Source organism: Serratia sp. 121840015-1 (assembly GCF_053627655.1).
Map to the genome: position 1 here is coordinate 56,808 of NZ_JBSEYF010000002.1, position 19,876 is coordinate 76,683.

Here is a 19,876-nt window from a genome sequence, read left to right on the forward strand (position 1 = left end):
CGGAGACGACTTATGCTGAAAAATATGAAAATAGCCACCTGGCTGATGTTGATGCTGTTGCTGTTGGGCTTGATGCCCATGGGAACCGGCGCCATCGCCTTCTATTTCATGCAGCAAAACGGCAACAGCATCGGCAGGATGAGCACTTTCTCCGACGAGGAAGCCGCGCTGAACCGCAGTTGGCGTGCTTTGCTGCAAACGCAGACGCTGATCGACAACATGGCGTTCGAGCGCATGGCGCAGACGGACGCCGCCGATATCCGGCAGGGCATCATTGAGGCACGTAACGAGCTGCGCAGCGCCGACGTCGCGTTCAACCTGTTCTGGGAGACGCCGGGCCTGACGGTATCGCGCCCGGATCTGGGCGAGGCGATGAAAAAGGTCTACCTGGCGCAGCAGGCGGTGCTGAAGCAAGAGCTGACGCTGTTGGCCGACACGCCGCAGGTGGCGCTGATCGAGCGGCTGCACGCTATGGCGGCAGAGAAGCGCCAGGTGCGCCAGCGGCTGGATAGCCAGTTTGCCGACTACATGCGGGCCACGGTGGCCGCCCATCGTCTGGCGGTGGAAGAGGCGGAGCAGACCCAAAAAGTCTTTGCACGCCTGCTGAGCGGCACCCTGGCGGCGATCCTGCTGCTGCTGGTCGCCGTGCAACGTGATTTCCGCCGGCGCTTGATCCTGCCGCTGCGCCAGATCGCCGAACACTTGCAAAAGGTTGGGCGCGGCGATCTGCGCTGCGAGATCGCGGTACGCAACAACAATGAGATCGGCATGCTGTTTGCCAGCCTGCGAACGATGCAGCAGGAACTGAGCGCCACCGTGCAGCAGGTGCGTGACGGCGTGGAGTCGATCAACCACGGTACGCACGAGATCGCCGTCGGCAACGCCGATCTTTCCAGCCGCACGGAAGAACAGGCCAGCGCGCTGACGGAAACCGCCGCCAGCATGGAACAGATCACCGCGACGGTGCGGCAAAACGCCGATAACGCCAACCAGGCCGCCGGGATGGTCAATCAGACCGCCGGCATTGCCCGCAACGGCGAAACGCTGATGGCCAGCGCGGTCGACAAGATGCGGGCGATCAACGACAGCGCGCGTCAGGTGGGGGATATTACCAGCGTGATCGACGGCATCGCCTTCCAGACCAATATCCTGGCGCTGAACGCCGCCGTGGAGGCCGCGCGGGCCGGTGAACAGGGGCGGGGTTTTGCGGTGGTGGCCGGCGAGGTGCGCAATCTGGCGCAGCGCTGCGCGACTTCGGCCAAGGAAATCAGCAGTTTGGTCGACGGCGTGACCGGCGATATCGCCGCCGGCGTGCGCTTGGTGGAGCAGGCAGGCGAGACGATGAATGCCATCGTTGGCTCGGTGAACCAGGTGACGTCGCTGATGGATAACATCTCGTACGCGTCGGAAGAGCAAAGCAAGGGCGTCGAGCAGGTCGGGGTAGCGGTGACCCAGATGGATCAGGTGACCCAGCAGAACGCCGCGCTGGTGGAGGAGGTGGCGACCACCGCCGTCGGCGTGGAGGAGCAGGCGGCCCTGCTGGCGCAGGCGGTGGCGGTATTCCAACTGGCGGAGGGGGAACCGCACCAGGGCGACGTGGAGGCGCAGGCATCGGCGGCCGTTGCCGCTTGGGCCTAACGCCGCCGCACTGTATTTGATGATATTTTTGCCGCCCGGGGCGATTTAGCTGGTAAACTGGTAAGTCATCAGCTGTCGCTCAAGACGTTGGCCCGCTCGCGTGGCAACGGATGCTTAAGAGATGGCATCGCTTTCTGATAAGCTTTTGCGTAATTCTCAACATCGAATGGGGAACAAGATGCGGATTAAAGCCTTACTGGGTCTCTCGGCAGCGATGCTGCTGGCGGGTTGCAGCACCACTCATGAACTGACCGCTGCGGGTCAGCAGATCAAGTTCACCGACAGCAAGCCGGCGGCGGAATGCCAGCTGCTGGGGGAAGTGACCGGCACCCAGAGCAACTGGCTGTCCGGCAACGGCGGTGAAGGCAGCTCCATGCGCGGTGCGGCCAACGATCTGCGCAACAAGGCGGCGGCCATGGGCGGCAACGTAATCTACGGCGCCAACAGCCCGAGCCAGAATCTGCTCTCCAGCTTCGCACCGCTGGACAGCAAAATGGTCGGCCAGGTTTACAAGTGCCCGTAAGGCGCTGAGGCCGTAGCCGCAAAGAGATAAAAAAAGAGGAATGCCACGGCATTCCTCTTTTCGTTGGGGGACTTGGCGCGCGTCACTCCTGCATCAGGCGCAGATCGATCGGCGTTTTGCTCGGTTCGCCGCCCACTTCGCGCGTCAGGCGCGGCACCAGATAGCCGGACACCTTGCTCAGCAGCGCTTGCATGATGGCGCGCGCTTCATCGTCGCTGACCATGAAGTGCGCCGCGCCCTGCACCTTGTCCAGCACGTGGATGTAGTAAGGCAGGATACCGGCGTCGAACAGCGCGTTGCTGAGCGCCGCCAGCGTGTCGGCATCGTCGTTGACGTCGCGCAGCAGCACGCTCTGGTTGAGCAGCGTGACGCCGGCGAGGCGCAGCTGCGCCATGGCGCTTTGCAGATCGCGGTCAATTTCGTTGGCGTGGTTGATGTGCGTGACCATCAGCACCTGCAGGCGCGAGGCCGACAGCAGGCGGCACAGCGCCGGCGTGATGCGCGCCGGGATCACCACCGGCAAGCGGGTGTGAATGCGCAGGCGTTTCAGGTGCGGGATGGCCTCCAGTTCGCCAACCAGCCATTCCAGCTCGCTGTCTTTGGCCATCAGCGGATCGCCGCCGGAAAAAATGATCTCGTCCAGTTCCGGGTGTTGGCGGATATAATCCAGTGCCTGCCGCCAGTTGTTCTTATTGCCCTGATTATCCTGATAGGGGAAGTGGCGGCGGAAGCAGTAACGGCAGTTGACCGCACAGCCGCCCTTGACCAGCAGCAGTGCGCGATTGCGGTATTTGTGCAGCAGGCCCGGCACCACGCTGCGCTGCTCATCGAGCGGATCGGTGGTGAACCCTGGGGCGTTGATGAACTCCTCTCTGGCGGTCAGCACCTGGCGCAGCAGCGGGTCGTTGGCATCCCCGGGGCGCATGCGTGCGGCGAAGGCGCGCGGCACGCGCAGGGCGAACAGCCGGCGGGCATCGCGCCCCTGCGGCAGTTCCGGGTGCGTATTCAGTGACAAAAGCTGCAGTAATTCATCAGGATCGGTAATAACATCGGCGAGTTGATGCAACCAATCTTCTCTATGTGCCGTACTTTGGGTTATAATGTGTGCCATTTTTTTGGCTAAGCTACCAGTTCAAATATTCAGAGGGCCATCATGGCGACTTATTCTAGCAACGATTTCCGTCCGGGTCTTAAAATCATGTTCGAGGGCGAACCTTACGCCGTCGAAGCCAGTGAGTTCGTTAAGCCGGGCAAAGGCCAGGCGTTTGCACGCGTGAAAATGCGTCGTCTGCTGACCGGCACCCGCGTGGAAAAAACCTTCAAGTCTACCGATTCTTGCGAAGGCGCAGACGTGATGGACACCAACATGAACTACCTGTACAGCGACGGTGAGTTCTACCACTTCATGCACCCTGAGTCTTTTGAACAGCATCAGGTTGACGGCAAAACCGTAGGCGATGCGGCCAAATGGCTGCAGGACAACGCAGAGTGCATCATCACCCTGTGGGATGGCCGTCCAATCGCCGTTCAGCCGCCGAACTTCATCGAAGCGGAAATCACCGATACCGATCCGGGCCTGAAAGGCGATACCGCAGGGACTGGCGGCAAGCCGGCTACCCTGAGCACCGGCGCCGTGGTTAAAGTGCCGTTGTTCGTCCAGATCGGCGAAGTGATCAAAGTTGACACTCGCTCTGGCGAATACGTCTCTCGCGTTAAATAAGTTTCAAAGCAGAGGAACCCCCGCGGTTCCTCTGTTTTATCCCATCCCCGTTCGTTGGCAGAAAACCCGCATGTTCAAGAAAACGTTGTTGGCCGTGCTCTCCCTGTTGTTCCTTTTCTCCCTTAGCGGTTGCAATACGTTTCGCGGTTTCGGCGAAGACGTTCAGCATCTCGGCGGCGCCATCTCCCGCACGGCCAGCTGATCCCGTCCTTTAACCCGATGTATTTGCGCCACAAAGCCGGTGGCGATCCCACTCTCTGCGCCAATTTTGACTAAGCTTAGAAAGCCGTACTTTTTCATCAACGACAAATAAGGACTTTCTTATGCTGAAGAAAAGTATTATCGCGATCTTCTCTTTGATGATTTTGACCTCGTTGACCGCCTGTAACACCACCCGCGGCGTGGGTGAGGACATTCAGGCCGGCGGCAAGGCCATTCAGCGCAGCGCGGAATAATCCGTTCTCCACCCGGCGGCGTTCCGCGCGCGGAGGGCCGCCGCATTTCCTCCTCTTGCCTGAGCGTTAACGCTGCTGCTATCCTGCCGCAGTGCGGGTGAGGTTACCCGCCGTTCATCACCCCGCTGAACGGGACGACCCGTTTACGCGTCATTATATCGGGGACGACCCCAGTGGTAGGGAGGCCGTCTCATGGCCTGGATTATTCTGCTTATCGCCGGTTTGCTCGAAGTGGTTTGGGCTATCGGTCTGAAATACACCCACGGTTTTACCCGGCTGACGCCGAGCATCATCACCATCGCCGCGATGGTGGTCAGCATGTTGCTGTTGGCCAACGCCATGAAAACGCTGCCCGCCGGTACCGCCTATGCGGTATGGACCGGCATCGGCGCGGTGGGCGCGGCCATCATGGGCATGGTGCTGTTGGGCGAGTCGACCAATATCGCGCGTATCATCAGCCTGTGCCTGATCGTGGTCGGCATTCTCGGGCTGAAGTTCAGCAGTCACTGATCGGCGGACTGTTGCACCCAGATCAGCGCATCGGTGGCGAAACCGTAGCCCTTGGCCGTCTGCAATAAGCTGTCGCGCACGCCGGCGTCAAGCGTCGGGGTGCGCGACAGGATCCACAGATAGTCGCGGTTTGGGCCACAAACCAGCGCGTAGCGGTAGTCCGGGTCCAGGGCAATCACGTTATAGCCGCCGTAGAAGGGGCCGAAGAACGACACTTTCAACGCCGCGACCTGTGGTGAGCCGATAAAGTAGGCTTTGCCTTCGCTTTCTTGCCATTGCTGTTTCTGCGGATTGAAGCCGCGATTGATGACTTTCAGTCCGCCGTCGGCGCGTGGGCTGTAGTGGGCGGTCACCTGCTGCAAACCGCGTTCAAAACGATGATCCAGACGCGCGATTTCGTACCAGGTGCCGAGATAGCGCTGACTGTCGAAATTGTTTACGACCTTGATGTCTTTGGGCGGGGAGACGCTGCAAGCGACGGAGAGCAGGGCGGAAAGCATGACGCTAAGCTTTGACCATAAACGCATCGGTGACTCCTGTTTACCGGGGGCGAGTAGACAGTGTAGCCGATGAGAAAAGGGCGGCCAACGGGCGTTGGCCGCCTGAGCGGTTTACAGGGTGACGACGCCGATAACGGTGACCACGCTGAGGATCGCCGCCAGACCGTAGAACACCCATTTGCCGGCCGGTACGTGGATCTTCAGATCGTGCATCGCATGGTGGATGCGGTGCAGGCCGCACCACAGCGGCAGAATGATCATCAGCAGCAGGAACAGGCGGCCGATCAGGCTCTGGCAGAACGCCAGCACGCGCTCGTAACCCAGTGCTTCACCGGGGAACAGCCCCAATGGCAGCAGAATGCCGACCAGCAGCACGATGGCCGGTGCGACGATCGCGCCCCACATGCCACCGGCGCCGAACAATCCCCAGAAAACCGGCTCGTCGGAGCGTTTAGGTGCTTGATTTATCATGTTTCCTCCGGATTAGATCAGGGCCACGGCCAGGATGACCACGCTGACGACGACCGTGACGGCCCACAGCCCTTTCACGATGGGGCCCGGCCCCATTTTCTCGCTGTTGACCACGATATTGGCGGCCTTCGGCGCCAGATCGAACCAGGTTTTGGTGTGCAGCGCCGCCGCCAGCAGGGCTACGACGTTGACCAACAGCACCAGCGGGTTCTGCAAGAAGCCGACGAAGCCGGCCCAGCTCTCGGCGCCGCCCTTCAGCGCGAACACGCCGTAGAGCAGCACGATGCTGAACCACACCGCCAGCACTGAGGTGCCTTCACGCAGCATGTAGAAACGGTAGAAGCCGAGCTTTTGCCACCAGGTGGGCGTCATGGTGCGCACATAGGGCTTACGTTGAGTTGTCATGGCAATTTTTCTCCCTTATTGCGGCTTCAGCATGGCGATCATGAAGTCTTTGGCGCTCTCCACCTTGCCCTGCTGGATGGCGGCGGCGGGATCGACGTGTTTCGGACAGACTTCGGAGCAATAGCCGACGAAGGTGCAGCTCCAGACGCCGTTTTGGCCGTTAAGCTGCGGCATGCGCTGTTTCTTGCCGTGGTCGCGGTTGTCCAGGTTGTAGCGGTGCGCCAGCGTGATCGCCGCCGGGCCGATAAACTCGGGGTTGAGGCCGAACTGCGGGCACGCGGCGTAGCACAGGCCGCAGTTGATGCAGCCGGAGAACTGGTGATACTTGGCCATCTGCGCCGGGGTCTGCACGTTCGGGCCGTCTTCCGGTTTGCGATCGTTGCCGATGATGTAAGGCTTGATCGCCTCCAGGCTTTCGATGAAGTGGGTCATGTCGACCACCAGATCGCGCTCGATCGGGAAGTTGCCCAGCGCTTCGACCTTCATGCCGCCGACGTAATCGCGCAGGAAGGTTTTGCACGCCAGCTTCGGCACGCGGTTGACCATCATGCCGCAGGAGCCGCAGATCGCCATGCGGCAGGACCAGCGGTAGGAGAGATCCGGCGCCAGGTTGTCCTTGATGTAGCCCAGCGCGTCGAGCAGCGAGGTCTGTTCGTCGTAAGGCACGGCGTAGGTGACGAAATGCGGCTCGGCGTCGCGTTCCGGGTTATAGCGCATGACTTCGATCTTCAGGGTTTGCATCTCAGCCATTTGCCTGCTCCTTATTCTTTTTCTCCTGCGCTTCGGCTTCTGCGCCGTAGACGCGTTTGGCCGGCGGCAGCTTGGTGATTTTCACGTCGCTGTATTCGAGGCGTGGTGCACCCTGCGGGTTATGGAACGCCAGCGTATGCTTGAGGAAGTTGACGTCGTCACGCTCGGTGCAGCCTTCGTCCAGGCGTTGGTGAGCGCCGCGCGACTCTTTGCGGTTAAACGCGGAGTGCGCCATGCATTCGGCGACGTCCAGGCCGTAGCCCAGCTCGATGGTGTACAGCAGATCGGTATTGAACACGCTGGAGTTGTCGGTGATGTTGACGCGCTTGAAGCGCTCTTTCAGCTCCGCCAGCTTATCGATGGTTTTTTGCATCAGCTCCGGCGTGCGGTAGATGCCGCAGCCTTCTTCCATCGACAGCCCCATTTCGTCGCGGATCTTCGCCCAGTTTTCGTTGCCTTCCTGCTTCATCAGGTTGCTCAGGCGGGTTTCGACGTCGCGGGTTTGCGCATCCAGCGCGCTGCCGTTGGCCGGCGCGGTTTCCAGCGCGCGGCGGGCCGCTTGCTCACCGGCGACGCGGCCGAACACCACCAGTTCTGCCAGCGAGTTGGAGCCGAGACGGTTGGCGCCGTGCAGGCCGACGGAGGAACATTCGCCGACTGCGAACAGCCCCTTGATGCGGGTTTCGCAGTTCTGGTCGGTTTCAATGCCGCCCATGGTGTAGTGCGCGGTAGGGCGCACCGGGATCGGATCTTTCACCGGGTCGACGCCGACGTAGGCCTTGGCCAGTTCACAGATGAACGGCAGCCGCTCCAGCAGCTTTTTCTCGCCCAGGTGGCGCAGATCGAGGTAGACCACGTCGCCGCGCGGGGTGGCGATGGTGCGGCCGGCGCGCCATTCGTGCCAGAAGGCCTGGGACACTTTGTCGCGCGGGCCCAGCTCCATGTATTTGTTCTTCGGCTCGCCCAGCGGGGTTTCCGGGCCCATGCCGTAATCTTGCAGGTAACGGTAGCCGTCCTTGTTCACCAGGATGCCGCCTTCGCCGCGGCAGCCCTCGGTCATCAGGATGCCGGAACCGGGCAGGCCGGTCGGGTGATATTGCACGAACTCCATGTCGCGCAGCGGCACGCCGTGGTGGAACGCCATGCCCATGCCGTCGCCGGTAACGATGCCGCCGTTGGTGTTGTAGCGGTAGACGCGCCCGGCGCCGCCGGTGGCCATCACCACCGCGTTGGCGCGGATCTGCACGCGGGTGCCTTCCATCATGTTGAGCGCCACCAGGCCACGCGCCTGGCCGTCATCCACCAGGATATCCAGCACGAAGTGCTCGTCGAAGCGTTGGATCTGCGGGTATTTCAGCGAGGTCTGGAACAGGGTGTGCAGCATGTGGAAGCCGGTCTTGTCGGCGGCGAACCAGGTGCGTTCGATCTTCATGCCGCCGAAGCGCCGCACGTTGACCGACCCGTCCGGTTTGCGGCTCCACGGGCAGCCCCACTGCTCGAGCTGGGTCATCTCGCGCGGGCACTGATGCACGAAGTGATCGACCACGTCCTGTTCACACAGCCAGTCGCCGCCGGCGACGGTGTCGTGGAAGTGGTAGTCGAAGGTATCGTGATCCTGGGTGACGGCGGCGGAGCCCCCCTCGGCGGCGACCGTGTGGCTGCGCATCGGGTAGACCTTAGAGATCAGCGCGATTTTCAGTTGGGGATTGGCTTCCGCTGCGGCTATTGCTGCACGTAAACCAGCGCCCCCGGCCCCAATAATGGCAAGATCGGCGTTAAAGGTTTGCACTGCATTCCTCCAATGTTCTTATTAAGAACGGCAAGTTAAATATCTATGCTTAAAATTTAGCGAACTCTTCGGGTGCTAACTAATTGAACCGATTAATGTTGCTTAAAGGTTAAGGATAGATATCTCCCACCAATAATGGGGAATTAACTATACCTAAAGTTAAGTAGTCGAAATTTGATGTGATCGATTGTTTTGTCGATTAACGCTCGACCAACAGGCTTGCCTGCCTTTTCGCGTGTTCGGCGTGCTTTACCCTTTTTAACGCGCTTTTGCCGCCTATTTATCGGAAATTGGCGTTATGGCCGGTTGTGTATCGTGAAGAATTTGTTTGGCTGCAAGGATGCGAGTAGACTGCATCCCCTGTTTGATTTCGGAGTTAATTACCATGAGCGAAACGGCAAGCTGGCAGCCTAGTGCACCCATCGCCAATTTGTTGAAACGCGCAGCGATTCTGGCTGAGATCCGGCGTTTCTTCGCCGATCGTGGCGTGCTGGAAGTTGAGACGCCCACTATGAGCCAGGCGACGGTCACCGACGTTCACCTGTTCCCGTTCGAGACGCGTTTCGTCGGGCCGGGGGCGGCAGAGGGCCTGACGCTATACATGATGACCAGCCCGGAATATCACATGAAGCGCCTGCTGGCGGCGGGCAGCGGCCCGATCTACCAAATGGGGCGCAGCTTCCGCAATGAAGAAGCCGGGCGGCATCACAACCCGGAATTCACCATGCTGGAGTGGTACCGTCCGCACTACGACATGTACCGCCTGATGAACGAAGTGGACGATCTGCTGCAACAGGTGCTGGACTGCGAGAGCGCGGAGACCCTGTCTTATCAGCAGGCCTTCCTGCGCCATCTGGACATCGATCCGCTGTCGGCGGAGAAGGCGCAGCTGCGCGAAGCGGCGGCCAAACTCGACTTGAGCAACATCGCCGATACCGAAGAAGATCGCGATACGCTGCTGCAGCTGCTGTTCACCGTGGGCGTGGAGCCGCATATCGGCCGTGAAAAGCCGGCGTTCGTTTACCACTTCCCGGCCAGCCAGGCGGCGTTGGCGGAGATCAGCACCGAGGACCATCGCGTGGCGGAGCGTTTTGAGGTGTACTTCAAGGGCATCGAGCTGGCGAACGGTTTCCGCGAGCTGACCGACGGCCGTGAACAGCAGCAGCGCTTCGAGCAGGACAACCGTAAGCGCGCGGAGCGCGGCCTGCCGCAGCAGCCGATCGACTATAACCTGCTGGCGGCGTTGCAGCACGGCATGCCGGAGTGTTCCGGCGTGGCGCTGGGCGTGGATCGCCTGGTGATGCTGGCGCTGGGCGCCGAGAGCCTGAGCGACGTATTGGCCTTCCCGGTCGGGATCGCCTGACGTTTCAGGCGGTAAGAAAAGCAAAAAGGGCCGGCATTTGCCGGCCCTTTTTTTATCGCGAGAACCGCTTACAGGCTCCCGGCGTCGCGCTTGGTGTTCGGCGCCGGCGTAGACGGCGGCGTACGGCCGTTGTTGGTCAGCCGCGACAGCGTCTCGGTGCGCACCTGGAACGGCGGGTACGGCAGCGTGATGCCGTGCTCGCGGTAGCCCGCCAGGATCAGCTGGTGGATCTCGTGGCGCAGCGGCATGCGGTGGCCCATCTCGGCGGCGTAAATACGCATCTCGAAGATCTGGATACCTTGCTGCAGATCGACCAGGTAAACCTCCGGCGCCGGGTTATCCAGCACCAGCGAGCAGCGTTCGGCGGCGTTCATCAGGATCTTGGTCACCTCTTCGCTGTTGGCTTCGCCCGGTGCCGGCACGGTCAGCACCACACGGGTCAGGTTATCCGACAGCGACCAGTTGACGAACTGTTCGGTGATGAAGGCTTTGTTCGGCACGATGATCTCTTTGCGGTCCCAATCCGAAATGGTGGTGGCGCGGGTGTTGATCTTGGTGACGGTGCCGGTCAGGTTGCGGATCGTCACGGTGTCGCCGATGCGGATCGGTTTCTCGAACAGGATGATCAGGCCGGAGATGAAGTTGGAGAAGATCTCCTGCATGCCGAAGCCCAACCCCAGGCTGAGTGCGGTAACCACCCACTGCAGTTTCGACCACTCGATGCCGATCCAGGCGAAGCTGAGCACCGCGCCGAACACCAGCAGCAGGTACTTGGTGATGGTGGTGATGGCGTAGCCGGTGCCCGGCGTCAGATCCAGGTGCTGCAGCACCGCCAGCTCCAGCAGTGCCGGCAGGTTGCGCACCAGCTGCATGGTGATGATCAACACCAGAATGGCAATCAGGACCGCGCCGAGGGTGATCGGATGGGCGGTCTCCACGCCGTTCACCGTCGAGGTCACATCCCACAGCGAGATGTTTTCCAGGAAAGCGAACGCGGAGTGGATCTCCGACCACAGCACGATCACCGACACCAGCGCGATCAGCGTCAGGATCGAACGCACCAGCCGCAGCGACTGGGCGCTGATGGTGTCCAGATCGAAGTCCGAATCGTCCGGATCGATGGATCCTTCGGTGCTGTTCGGGGTGTGCGAAGTTTCGTCTTCGCCGCGGGCGCGCTGGGCCAGGATGTCGGCACGGCGCTGTTTGGCGCGATCGAAGGCGATGCGTCGCCGCTGGATCAGCATCCAACGGCGGATGATGTGGTAGACAACCAGCAGCAGGAACCAGATCGCCACCGAGGTTTCCAGGCGCGCCAACAGCGCCTGCGCGGTGGTGAGGTAACCGACGGTCGAGGCCAGCGCCGCCAGCAGCGGCGCCGACAGCAGCAGCCCCCAGAAGGCGCTGTTGAGCATGTTGTCGCCCGAGCCGTTTTTATCCAGATACAGCGGGATGCCGGCGCGCTTCAGGCTGTGGGTGACCAGCGCCAGCGCCAGACACAGCAGGATGAAGCACAGCCGCCCCAGGGTGTTGGCGAATTCGCGCTCTTTCAGGCTATCGAAGGTGATCAGCGCCATGATCAGCGGCACGATCAGCCAGATCGACATCTTATAGTAACGCATGGCGCGCGAAACCTGCTTCGCCGGCCAGCGGAAGTGCACGATGAACAACCCCTGCGGATGGGCGAAAGCGGCGCAGATCATGCAGATCCACAGGATCGGCAGCGTGGCGGTCACCCCTTTGCCGATCGCTTCCGCCACCGGGTAGTTCCAGGCGCTCTGCAGGCCGTAGCCGAGCGCGGCCCACAGCACCGGCAGCGGCATCGCCACCAGAATCGACCAGAACACGGTGCGCACCGTCAGGAAGAATTCGTCCTGCGTCACCTTGCCGACGCGGCTGCTGGCGCGCTCGAGGAAGGCGTGATAGTGCTTGCGCGAACTGATGCTGAAAATCACCAGCAGCAGGGCGCCGAAGATCGGGATCAGCGTTTCGCGGCTGGTCACCATCATCATGAAAGCGCCGCCGAGCTGTGACAGCGTGTCCAGCGACAGGACGCGCGTCAGATCGTGCGCCACGTTGAGCGGATAAGAGAAGTTGATCGGATTGACGTCCGGCACCCAGAACAGATAGCGGTGGGTGGCGTCGCGAATTTCGTTCAACGCTTCGATCAGTTGGGTGTTGGCCACCTTCAGCTTGGTCAGCTCGAGGATTTGGGTGTCGCAACCGGACAGCAGCGAGTTCAGCAGCTCGCGCTGGGTGCGCAGCTGGGCATCGACGATGCGCTGCTCCTGGTTGGTCAGCGCGCTGCCGTCGTCGCGTTTGAATTCGCGTTGCGACAGTTTTTCCAGCTGGTTTTCAAACTGCAGGCGCTGCACGCGCAGCTGGGCCATGTCGCCGTCCAGCTGTTGCGGCTTGGGCATCTCCGGCAGCGTCGCCACCTGGGCGCGCAGGGTTTCCCCCAGCGCCGACGACGAGCCGAGCCACTGGGCCTGTTCGATGATAGTACTCAGCGCCTGGCGCACCTGCAGCGTCTGCGCCGCCGCCTGCCGCTGCTGCGACGAAATCAGATCCATGCGCTGCGCCTGGCTGTTCAGCGCGGCGGACAGTTCGCGGTTGATCTGCAGCTGTTGGCTGATGCTTTTTGGCAAGTCGCCGTTCTGCTCGGCCAGCTGCTCGGTTTTTTCCAGCGCCAGTTCCGCTTCGCGTTGGCGCTGGGCGTTGAGGTTGTTGCGCAGCGCCTGCAGCTGAACGTCTATTTTCTCGTGGCGCTTTTTATAGACCTCGGCGCGCATGCGCGCCAGCTCCTGACGGTTGTTGGCCGACAGCTGCGCCAGCTCCAGCTCGTCCACTTTGGCTTTGCGCGCCGCGGCTTCGGTCTGCAGCAGGGCCAGGGCGGCCTGCGCGTACGGGGTGGTCGGGTTGGCGGGCTGCGCCTGCAGACGGCGCTGCACTTCGGTCAGCGCGCGGCGGGCGTCGGTCTGCTGCTGCGGCAGCTGGCCGAGGGAATCGCTGATTTCCCGCGTGCGATCCTGCTCTTGTTGCAGCAGGCGCGCCTGTTCCAGCAGCAGGCTGCTGGTTTGCAGGATCTGCTGTTCCAGCTCGGCGGCCGGCAGATCGTCGCCGTTCGGCAGGATCTTGTTGCTTTCCAGCACCAGCTGACGGCGCAGTTCCTGCGTCATCTTCGGGAAATCGTCGATCACCTTCTGATACTGTTCAGAGCGAGTCTGCGACTCTTTACGCTCCGTCAGCCAGTTGAGGGCGCTTTGCAGCGCCTCGGTGGTCTCCGCCTGATTTGGCGCGTTTTTGCTGCTTTCCGCCTGCTTCAGCTCCTGTTTGAGCTGGTTCTCGGTCGGCACGGGGGCGGCCAGCGCCGGTTGCCACAGCAGGCAACCGAGCAAAAGCGTGATGATCAGGCGCACGGCGTCGATTCCTTTAGAGCGGGGTCTGTGGTGTTTCAGCGGCGGCCGGGATTTCGGCGAAGGCCTCACCCATGCGGGTGACGGTGCCGTTATGCAGCTGCGGCGCGAACTGCACGCTGCCTGCGGTAAACAGGTTGATCACCGTGGAGCCGAGTTTGAAGCGGCCCATCTCGGCGCCTTTTTCCAGCGCGATGGCGCCTTCTTCACCGGCGGCCGGGTAGGTCCAGCGTTTGATGATGCCTTCGCGCGGCGGCGTGACGGTGCCGGCCCAGACGGTCTCGATGCTGCCGACGATGGTGGCGCCGACCAGGATTTGCACCATTGGCCCGATGTCGGTGTCGAACACGCAGATCACGCGCTCGTTGCGCGCGAACAGGTTAGGCACGTTGGCGGCGGTGAGCGGGTTGACCGAGAACAGATCGCCCGGCACATAGATCATCTCGCGCAGCACGCCGGCGCACGGCATGTGCACGCGGTGGTAGTCGCGCGGCGCCAGATAGGTGGTGGCGAACAGGCCGTTGCGGAACGGCTCGGCCAGCAGGTAGTTGCCGGCCAGCAGCGCTTCCAGGCTGTAGTGGTGGCCTTTGGCCTGGAAGATTTGATCGTCGCGGATCGGGCCGAGCTGGCTGATGGCGCCATCGGCAGGCAGCGCCAGCCAGTTGGCGTCGGCGACGATCGGGCGCGCGCCGTCGCGCAGCGGGCGCACGAAGAAGTCGTTGAAGGTGGCGTAAGACGCCAGGTCCGGATTTTGCGCTTCCTGCATGTCTACGCGGTAGAAGCGGGCGAAGGCCTTGACCACCAGTTGGGTCAGCCAGCCGGCCCGTTTGTCGGCGCCCCAGCCTGCCAGGCGGGTCAGCGCCAGCTTCGGCAACCAATATTGCAATTTAATCTTGATGCTATCCAGCACGTTAACCTCGTGAATCAGGGTAAAGGGCGCGCATTGTAACGAGGGCTCCGCCGTCGTCAATGCCCGCCCGTCAGTGTCAGTCTGCGGCGTCCGTGAAGTTCTTGCGAACCTTCACCTGCGCCATGCTTTCCAGAATGCGGTGATAGTTGTCGAAACGCTCTTCCGCGATATCGCCTTTCTCCATCGCCGCGCGGATGGCGCAGCCGGGATCGGTATCGTGGCGGCAGTCGCGGAATTTGCAACCGCCTAAATAATCACGGAATTCGACAAATCCGCGGGTGATTTGTTCCGGCTCCAGATGCCACAGGCCAAACTCGCGCACCCCCGGGGAGTCGATCACGTCGCCGCCGTGCTGGAAATGGTACAGCCGCGCGGCGGTGGTGGTATGTTGCCCGAGGCCCGAAACGTCGGAAACCTGATTTACCAGAATTTGCTCTTCGGACGGCGGCAGCAGCGCATTCAGCAGGCTGGACTTGCCGACCCCCGACTGGCCGGCGAAGATGCTGATGCGCCCCGCCAGCGCCTGTTCGAATTCCGCCATGCCTTCCCGCGTCTGGCTGGAAACTTCCAACACCCGGTAGCCAATCTTGCGATAGATATCCATCATGCCGTCGACCAGCTTGCGCGCTTCGGCGTCCAGCAGGTCAATTTTGTTGAGCACGATCAGCGGCTCGACTTCGAGCGTTTCGCAGGCCACCAGATAACGGTCGATGATGTTCAGCGACAGCTCGGGCAGGATCGCCGACACGATGACGATCTGATTGATATTGGCGGCGATCGGCTTCACGCCGTCGTAGAAGTCTGGGCGCGTCAGCACCGAGGTGCGCTCGTGCACCGCTTCCACGATGCCTTTTACCCCTTCATGGGTGCCCAGGCCGGGGCGCCACACCACGCGATCGCCGGTGACCAGCGAACGCAGCGTGCGGCGGATGTTGCAGCGGTGCTGAGTGCCATCCGGCGCCTCAACGTCGGCGTGCATGCCGAAACGGCTGATGACGACGCCTTCCTGCGGCTCGCCCAGCTGGGAATCATCCGGTTCCGGTTTGTTATCAGCGCGCTTCAGACGGCGCTGATGGTTCGCCTGCACGCGGCGTTGCTGGCCTTTGGACAGTTTGTTCTTACTCACTGCGCCTCACTTGAATCGGTTTTATACCTTTACGTATACGCACAGCTGCGGCGGGGGACTTGCCCCGGGCGCAGCCTTGAACCCGTCAGGGTATATGTCGCCCAGGGCGACCAAAAAGACTATGATACACGCTATTTTATATTAAATAACCGTTGTTAGCCGCCGGCTGCGGCGCGTCGCCAGCGGCGGCGCCCGTCGTCTCGTCCGCACAGCGTTTTTCTCTCGGCTTTTAGGCAGGAAACATCATGACAGGAAACGAAAATAACCTGATTTGGATCGATTTGGAGATGACCGGGCTGGATCCCGAGCGTGACCGCATTATCGAGATCGCCACGCTGGTCACCGACGCCAACCTGAACATCCTGGCGGAAGGGCCGGTGATCGCCGTGCACCAATCCGACGAGCAGCTGGCCTTGATGGATGAGTGGAACGTGCGCACCCATACCGGCAGCGGGCTGGTGGAGCGGGTGAAAGCCAGCCGCCAGGACGATCGCGCCGCCGAGCTGGAAACGATAGCCTTTCTGCAGCAGTGGGTGCCGGCCGGCAAATCGCCGATCTGCGGCAACAGCGTGGGCCAGGACCGCCGTTTCCTGTTCCGCTACATGCCGGAGCTGGAGGCCTACTTCCATTATCGCTATCTGGACGTCAGCACGTTGAAGGAACTGGCGCGCCGTTGGAAGCCGGAAATTCTCGCCGGCTTTAAGAAGCAGGGCACCCATCAGGCGCTGGACGACATCCGCGAATCGGTGGCCGAGCTGGCTTATTACCGCGAACATTTCATTCAGCTTTAAGGCGATGGCGGCCCCTGCGGGGAAAAAACGCCGTTTTTAGCCGCTTAATTCGCCAAACTGGCGCTTTAATCGGCAATCAAACAAAAATCGCGTTTTTTTGCTTTCAGGGGCTTGCGACAAAAAGGATTTCTCGTATAATGCGCACCCCGTACCGATGAAGAATTTCGTAACGTTCCACCATCGATACGCCGGGCGGGAATAGCTCAGTTGGTAGAGCACGACCTTGCCAAGGTCGGGGTCGCGAGTTCGAGTCTCGTTTCCCGCTCCAAATTCAACAATGTCGCGATGCGGCATGATGAATAAATAAAGCAGTATCAAGCAGTACCTATGCGACGCGGGAATAGCTCAGTTGGTAGAGCGCAACCTTGCCAAGGTTGAGGTCGCGAGTTCGAGCCTCGTTTCCCGCTCCAAAAATTCAAAGGTCACGCCAGTGTTTGGTGACCGGATGCCAAAAGCATCTCAATGCGGGAATAGCTCAGTTGGTAGAGCACGACCTTGCCAAGGTCGGGGTCGCGAGTTCGAGTCTCGTTTCCCGCTCCAATTTTCTCTTCGTTTCAAATTCAAATCCAACGCCTTATCCGGCGCGGGTTTTTGTCCCGTTTTACACGCCTGGTAAAAATGTTGTAAACAGAGTTATCCACAGCCTCTGTACATAAACCCGCCTGCCTGAAAAATCAACGTCATACAGATTAAATATTTATCTATTTGATTTATAAGTTTATTTATTTATCCCAAAACGTTATGCCGATCACTTGCTCTTTTTGTTGCAGTTGAAAGACAACGTGTTTTTATTTTTATGCACAAATCCACAGAGTGAGACATCCGGTGAAATAGCCGCGCGGCGCACGCCGTTAGGCGTCCCTCGGCAAACCTTTTTCCACAGCCCGTATCAGCCGTTTTTTCTGCGCCGTCTGCACCTCGATGCCCTGCGCCTCGCGGCGGGCAAGCTGTTGCGCCAGCGCCCAGTGGATATGTTCGTCCAGCATGGCGTCCTGGCCCAGGCGCGTGCGCAGCGCGAGCACAATGCCGTCCTCGTAGGGCGCATTGCCCAGCGCCACGGCGATATTGCGCAGCCAGCGCAGGTGGCCGATGCGGCGTATTGCTGAGCCTTCGGTGATGCGCAGGAATTTTTCTTCCGTCCAGTTGAACAGATCGATCAGTTGCGGTGCATGCAGCGCGGCGCGTGGGCTGAAGTCGTCTTCGTCGGTGAGCTGCGAAAAGCGGTTCCACGGGCAGATCAGCTGGCAGTCGTCGCAGCCGTAGATGCGGTTGCCGAGCAGCGGCCGGAATTCCTCCGGGATCGCGCCTTCCAGCTCGATGGTCAGGTAGGAGATGCAGCGCCGGGCGTCTACGGTATAGGGGGCGACGATGGCGCCGGTCGGGCAGGTGGTGATGCAGGCGACGCAGCGGCCGCACTGCTCTTCCTGCGGCTTATCCACCGGCAGCGGCAGGTCGATCAGCAGCTCGCCGAGGAAAAACCACGACCCGGCTTCGCGGTTGAGAATTAGTGAGTGTTTACCAACCCAGCCGATGCCCGCCTTGGCGGCCAGCGCGCGTTCCATCACCGGCGCGGAATCGACAAAGGGGCGGAAATTCAACTCGCCGCAGTAGGCCTGGATCTGATCGCCCAGCTTTTTCAGGCGCTGGCGCAACAGTTTGTGATAGTCGCGCCCCAGCGCGTAGCGGCTGACGTAACCCAGCTGCGGATTTTGCAAGGTGCTGGCAAACGCCGCCTTGGCCGGCAGGTAGTTCATGCGTACGCTGATCACCCGCAGCGTGCCCGGCAACAGTTCGTGAGGGCGCGCGCGCAGCATGCCGTGGCGCGCCATCCATTCCATCTCGCCGTGGTACTGCTTGTCGAGCCAGGCCTGCAGCTTCGGCTCTTCGAGGCTCAGGTCGGTATCGCAGATGCCAACCTGTTGGAATCCTAGCGATTGCCCCCATTGCTTGATATGTTGGGCGAGTTGATGGAGATCGAGGGGGTGCGTCATGACGGGCCACAGTGAAAAAGCATACGCTGACAGTTTACCACACTCTGTCTGGCCTGCGGATTGGATCCGTCGCTCGGAACCCGCGGCGGCGGCCTCACTCGGTATTTCTCTTTACGATTTGATGCAGCGCGCCGGTCAGGCGGCCTACGCATTGGCGCGCAACGCGTACCCCTCCCGCGACCACTGGCTGGTGCTGTGCGGCCACGGCAACAACGGCGGCGACGGCTATGTGATGGCGCGCCTGGCGAAGGCGGCGGGCCTGCAGGTGACGTTGATCGCCTGCGAAGGCGCACGGCCTTTGCCACCGGAAGCCGCAGCGGCCCGTCAGGCCTGGCTGGCCGCCGGCGGTGATATTCTGCCGGCGAACAGCCGCTGGCCGGCGTCTGTCTCTCTCATTATCGACGGCCTGTTAGGCACTGGCCTTGGCAGCGCGCCGCGTGCGCCTTACGACGCGCTGATCGAGGCCGCCAACCGCCACTCGGCGCCGGTGGTCGCGCTCGATATCCCGTCCGGCCTGCTGGCGGAAAGCGGCGCGGTGCCGGGCGCGGTCGTGCGTGCCGCGCACACCGTCACGTTCATCGGCCTCAAACCGGGATTGCTGACCGGCCAGGCGCGTGACTGGGTCGGGCAACTTCATCAGAATGCGCTAGGCTTATCGGGTTGGCTGGCGAAGCAACCGGAACAGATTCAGCGGCTTACCGCCGAGGCGTTGCCGCGCTGGCTGCATCCGCGCCGCCCCTGCGCCCATAAGGGCGAGCATGGCCGCCTGCTGTTGGTGGGCGGTGACCGCGGATTCGGCGGCGCCATTCGCATGGCGGCGGAAGCGGCGCTGCGCAGCGGGGCGGGATTGGTGCGAGTGCTTACTCACATTGAACACGTCGCACCGCTGCTGGCGGCCCGGCCGGAGTTGATGGCGCAGGCGCTGGACGAGGCGACGCTGCGGCAGGCGATGCAATGGGCGGATGTGCTGGTGATTGGCCCGGGGCTGGGCCAGGCTGAATGGGGCAAAAACGCCTTGAACGTGCTGCAAACCAGCGATAAACCGGCCTTGTGGGACGCCGATGCGCTGAACTTGCTGGCATTAAATCCCGAGAAACGGCAGAATCGCGTGATGACTCCGCATCCTGGAGAGGCGGCGCGGCTGTTGAGCTGCAGCACTGCCGACATCGAGAGTGATCGCTTACTTGCCGTGCGCAAGCTGACGGCGCGCTACGGCGGCGTGGCGGTGCTGAAAGGCGCCGGCACGCTGATTGCCGATGAGCAGGGGCAGATGGCGATCGCCGACGTCGGCAACGCCGGCATGGCCTCCGGCGGCATGGGCGATGTGCTGTCGGGTATCATCGGCGGTTTGCTGGCGCAAAAGCTCCCGCTGTATGATGCCGCCTGTGCGGGCTGCGTCGTACACGGCGCGGCCGGCGATCGCGTAGCGGAAAGACAAGGAACAAGAGGCATGTTGGCGACCGATTTACTGCCGGACATCCTTCATTTCGTTAACCCTGAGTGGGCAAAATAGACTTTATC

General features: G+C 61.4%; 19 protein-coding genes and 3 tRNA genes. 12 read left to right on the forward strand and 10 right to left on the reverse strand.

Annotated elements, in window-relative coordinates; genetic code table 11:
* Nucleotides 1-12 precede the first annotated feature (12 nt).
* Nucleotides 13-1,638, forward strand: a complete 1,626-nt coding sequence (locus ACUXAC_RS13615) for a methyl-accepting chemotaxis protein (protein WP_084826952.1) — start codon at nucleotides 13-15, stop codon at nucleotides 1,636-1,638.
* A 178-nt stretch (nucleotides 1,639-1,816) separates the two neighbouring features.
* Nucleotides 1,817-2,161: a DUF4156 domain-containing protein gene (locus ACUXAC_RS13620; protein ID WP_025305007.1), complete on the forward strand. Its 345-nt coding sequence runs from the start codon at nucleotides 1,817-1,819 to the stop codon at nucleotides 2,159-2,161.
* 82 nt (nucleotides 2,162-2,243) lie between these two features.
* Here the strand turns inward: ACUXAC_RS13620 and epmB are convergent, their stop codons facing one another.
* Nucleotides 2,244-3,272 carry an EF-P beta-lysylation protein EpmB gene (gene epmB / locus ACUXAC_RS13625; RefSeq protein ID WP_033636765.1) on the reverse strand — a complete coding sequence of 343 codons (1,029 nt, stop codon included), beginning with the start codon at nucleotides 3,270-3,272 and terminating at the stop codon, nucleotides 2,244-2,246.
* 42 nt (nucleotides 3,273-3,314) lie between these two features.
* Here epmB and efp point away from each other — a divergent pair, with 42 nt between their 5' ends.
* From efp to sugE, 4 genes are all read left to right on the forward strand, one after another.
* Nucleotides 3,315-3,881 carry an elongation factor P gene (gene efp, locus ACUXAC_RS13630; protein WP_004929666.1) on the forward strand — a complete coding sequence of 189 codons (567 nt, stop codon included), beginning with the start codon at nucleotides 3,315-3,317 and terminating at the stop codon, nucleotides 3,879-3,881.
* 70 nt (nucleotides 3,882-3,951) lie between these two features.
* Complete coding sequence (locus ACUXAC_RS13635; protein ID WP_019453400.1) at nucleotides 3,952-4,083, forward strand: entericidin A/B family lipoprotein; 132 nt, start codon at nucleotides 3,952-3,954, stop codon at nucleotides 4,081-4,083.
* A 121-nt stretch (nucleotides 4,084-4,204) separates the two neighbouring features.
* Nucleotides 4,205-4,336 (forward strand): entericidin A/B family lipoprotein, encoded by a 132-nt coding sequence (locus ACUXAC_RS13640; protein WP_033636766.1) that lies wholly within the window; start codon nucleotides 4,205-4,207, stop codon nucleotides 4,334-4,336.
* A gap of 192 nt (nucleotides 4,337-4,528) precedes the next feature.
* Nucleotides 4,529-4,846: a quaternary ammonium compound efflux SMR transporter SugE gene (gene sugE, locus ACUXAC_RS13645; RefSeq protein ID WP_004929669.1), complete on the forward strand. Its 318-nt coding sequence runs from the start codon at nucleotides 4,529-4,531 to the stop codon at nucleotides 4,844-4,846.
* Here sugE and blc read toward each other — a convergent pair.
* The 5 genes from blc to frdA all read right to left on the reverse strand — a co-directional run bounded on the left by blc (nucleotide 4,840) and on the right by frdA (nucleotide 8,761).
* The gene (gene blc, locus ACUXAC_RS13650) at nucleotides 4,840-5,373 is read right to left on the reverse strand and encodes an outer membrane lipoprotein Blc (RefSeq protein WP_141957765.1); all 534 of its coding nucleotides are present in this window, start codon (nucleotides 5,371-5,373) and stop codon (nucleotides 4,840-4,842) included. The two genes, sugE and blc, sit on opposite strands and share 7 nt — an antisense overlap.
* A gap of 84 nt (nucleotides 5,374-5,457) precedes the next feature.
* Nucleotides 5,458-5,817 carry a fumarate reductase subunit FrdD gene (gene frdD / locus ACUXAC_RS13655; protein ID WP_004929672.1) on the reverse strand — a complete coding sequence of 120 codons (360 nt, stop codon included), beginning with the start codon at nucleotides 5,815-5,817 and terminating at the stop codon, nucleotides 5,458-5,460.
* Nucleotides 5,818-5,829: 12 nt separating this feature from the next.
* Nucleotides 5,830-6,222, reverse strand: coding sequence for a fumarate reductase subunit FrdC (gene frdC / locus ACUXAC_RS13660; RefSeq protein WP_142109166.1), 393 nt, complete (start codon nucleotides 6,220-6,222; stop codon nucleotides 5,830-5,832).
* Nucleotides 6,223-6,237: 15 nt separating this feature from the next.
* A complete protein-coding gene (locus ACUXAC_RS13665; RefSeq protein WP_033636770.1) occupies nucleotides 6,238-6,972 on the reverse strand; it encodes a succinate dehydrogenase/fumarate reductase iron-sulfur subunit in 735 nt (244 codons plus the stop codon).
* Nucleotides 6,965-8,761 carry a fumarate reductase (quinol) flavoprotein subunit gene (gene frdA / locus ACUXAC_RS13670; RefSeq protein WP_038879239.1) on the reverse strand — a complete coding sequence of 599 codons (1,797 nt, stop codon included), beginning with the start codon at nucleotides 8,759-8,761 and terminating at the stop codon, nucleotides 6,965-6,967. The genes ACUXAC_RS13665 and frdA overlap by 8 nt, the downstream gene beginning before the upstream one ends.
* Nucleotides 8,762-9,146: 385 nt before the next feature.
* On the opposite strand from frdA, the gene epmA reads away from it, so the two are divergent.
* Nucleotides 9,147-10,124 (forward strand): elongation factor P--(R)-beta-lysine ligase, encoded by a 978-nt coding sequence (epmA, locus tag ACUXAC_RS13675; RefSeq protein WP_004929681.1) that lies wholly within the window; start codon nucleotides 9,147-9,149, stop codon nucleotides 10,122-10,124.
* Between the two features lie 68 nt (nucleotides 10,125-10,192).
* Here epmA and mscM read toward each other — a convergent pair whose 3' ends face one another.
* From mscM to rsgA, 3 genes are all read right to left on the reverse strand, one after another.
* Complete coding sequence (gene mscM, locus ACUXAC_RS13680) at nucleotides 10,193-13,540, reverse strand: miniconductance mechanosensitive channel MscM (protein ID WP_343181054.1); 3,348 nt, start codon at nucleotides 13,538-13,540, stop codon at nucleotides 10,193-10,195.
* A 13-nt stretch (nucleotides 13,541-13,553) separates the two neighbouring features.
* Nucleotides 13,554-14,447 carry an archaetidylserine decarboxylase gene (gene asd, locus ACUXAC_RS13685; RefSeq protein WP_060440899.1) on the reverse strand — a complete coding sequence of 298 codons (894 nt, stop codon included), beginning with the start codon at nucleotides 14,445-14,447 and terminating at the stop codon, nucleotides 13,554-13,556.
* Between the two features lie 76 nt (nucleotides 14,448-14,523).
* Nucleotides 14,524-15,573, reverse strand: coding sequence for a small ribosomal subunit biogenesis GTPase RsgA (gene rsgA / locus ACUXAC_RS13690; RefSeq protein ID WP_004929686.1), 1,050 nt, complete (start codon nucleotides 15,571-15,573; stop codon nucleotides 14,524-14,526).
* Nucleotides 15,574-15,818: 245 nt separating this feature from the next.
* Between rsgA and orn the strand changes: the two genes are divergently transcribed.
* The 4 genes from orn to ACUXAC_RS13710 all read left to right on the forward strand — a co-directional run bounded on the left by orn (nucleotide 15,819) and on the right by ACUXAC_RS13710 (nucleotide 16,904).
* Nucleotides 15,819-16,364, forward strand: coding sequence for an oligoribonuclease (orn, locus tag ACUXAC_RS13695; RefSeq protein ID WP_033636776.1), 546 nt, complete (start codon nucleotides 15,819-15,821; stop codon nucleotides 16,362-16,364).
* A 192-nt stretch (nucleotides 16,365-16,556) separates the two neighbouring features.
* Nucleotides 16,557-16,632 (forward strand) — tRNA-Gly (locus tag ACUXAC_RS13700).
* Between the two features lie 66 nt (nucleotides 16,633-16,698).
* Nucleotides 16,699-16,774 (forward strand) — tRNA-Gly (locus ACUXAC_RS13705).
* Nucleotides 16,775-16,828: 54 nt separating this feature from the next.
* Nucleotides 16,829-16,904: transfer RNA gene (locus ACUXAC_RS13710), tRNA-Gly, on the forward strand.
* Nucleotides 16,905-17,215: 311 nt separating this feature from the next.
* On the opposite strand, the gene queG is transcribed toward ACUXAC_RS13710, so the two are convergent.
* Nucleotides 17,216-18,355, reverse strand: a complete 1,140-nt coding sequence (gene queG, locus ACUXAC_RS13715) for a tRNA epoxyqueuosine(34) reductase QueG (RefSeq protein ID WP_060421876.1) — start codon at nucleotides 18,353-18,355, stop codon at nucleotides 17,216-17,218.
* Between queG and nnr the strand changes: the two genes are divergently transcribed.
* The gene (gene nnr, locus ACUXAC_RS13720) at nucleotides 18,354-19,868 is read left to right on the forward strand and encodes a bifunctional ADP-dependent NAD(P)H-hydrate dehydratase/NAD(P)H-hydrate epimerase (RefSeq protein WP_141957769.1); all 1,515 of its coding nucleotides are present in this window, start codon (nucleotides 18,354-18,356) and stop codon (nucleotides 19,866-19,868) included. The genes queG and nnr overlap by 2 nt on opposite strands.
* Nucleotides 19,869-19,876 lie beyond the last annotated feature (8 nt).

Excerpts from the sequence above, each read along its gene's own strand:
- ACUXAC_RS13615 (WP_084826952.1), top strand. The coding sequence starts at position 13 with ATGCTGAAAAATATGAAAATAGCCACCTGGCTGATGTTGATGCTGTTG.
- ACUXAC_RS13620 (WP_025305007.1), top strand. The coding sequence starts at position 1,817 with ATGCGGATTAAAGCCTTACTGGGTCTCTCGGCAGCGATGCTGCTGGCG.
- epmB (WP_033636765.1), bottom strand. The coding sequence starts at position 3,272 with ATGGCACACATTATAACCCAAAGTACGGCACATAGAGAAGATTGGTTG.
- efp (WP_004929666.1), top strand. The coding sequence starts at position 3,315 with ATGGCGACTTATTCTAGCAACGATTTCCGTCCGGGTCTTAAAATCATG.
- ACUXAC_RS13635 (WP_019453400.1), top strand. The coding sequence starts at position 3,952 with ATGTTCAAGAAAACGTTGTTGGCCGTGCTCTCCCTGTTGTTCCTTTTC.
- ACUXAC_RS13640 (WP_033636766.1), top strand. The coding sequence starts at position 4,205 with ATGCTGAAGAAAAGTATTATCGCGATCTTCTCTTTGATGATTTTGACC.
- sugE (WP_004929669.1), top strand. The coding sequence starts at position 4,529 with ATGGCCTGGATTATTCTGCTTATCGCCGGTTTGCTCGAAGTGGTTTGG.
- blc (WP_141957765.1), bottom strand. The coding sequence starts at position 5,373 with ATGCGTTTATGGTCAAAGCTTAGCGTCATGCTTTCCGCCCTGCTCTCC.
- frdD (WP_004929672.1), bottom strand. The coding sequence starts at position 5,817 with ATGATAAATCAAGCACCTAAACGCTCCGACGAGCCGGTTTTCTGGGGA.
- frdC (WP_142109166.1), bottom strand. The coding sequence starts at position 6,222 with ATGACAACTCAACGTAAGCCCTATGTGCGCACCATGACGCCCACCTGG.
- ACUXAC_RS13665 (WP_033636770.1), bottom strand. The coding sequence starts at position 6,972 with ATGGCTGAGATGCAAACCCTGAAGATCGAAGTCATGCGCTATAACCCG.
- epmA (WP_004929681.1), top strand. The coding sequence starts at position 9,147 with ATGAGCGAAACGGCAAGCTGGCAGCCTAGTGCACCCATCGCCAATTTG.
- orn (WP_033636776.1), top strand. The coding sequence starts at position 15,819 with ATGACAGGAAACGAAAATAACCTGATTTGGATCGATTTGGAGATGACC.
- nnr (WP_141957769.1), top strand. The coding sequence starts at position 18,354 with ATGACGGGCCACAGTGAAAAAGCATACGCTGACAGTTTACCACACTCT.
- queG (WP_060421876.1), bottom strand. The coding sequence starts at position 18,355 with ATGACGCACCCCCTCGATCTCCATCAACTCGCCCAACATATCAAGCAA.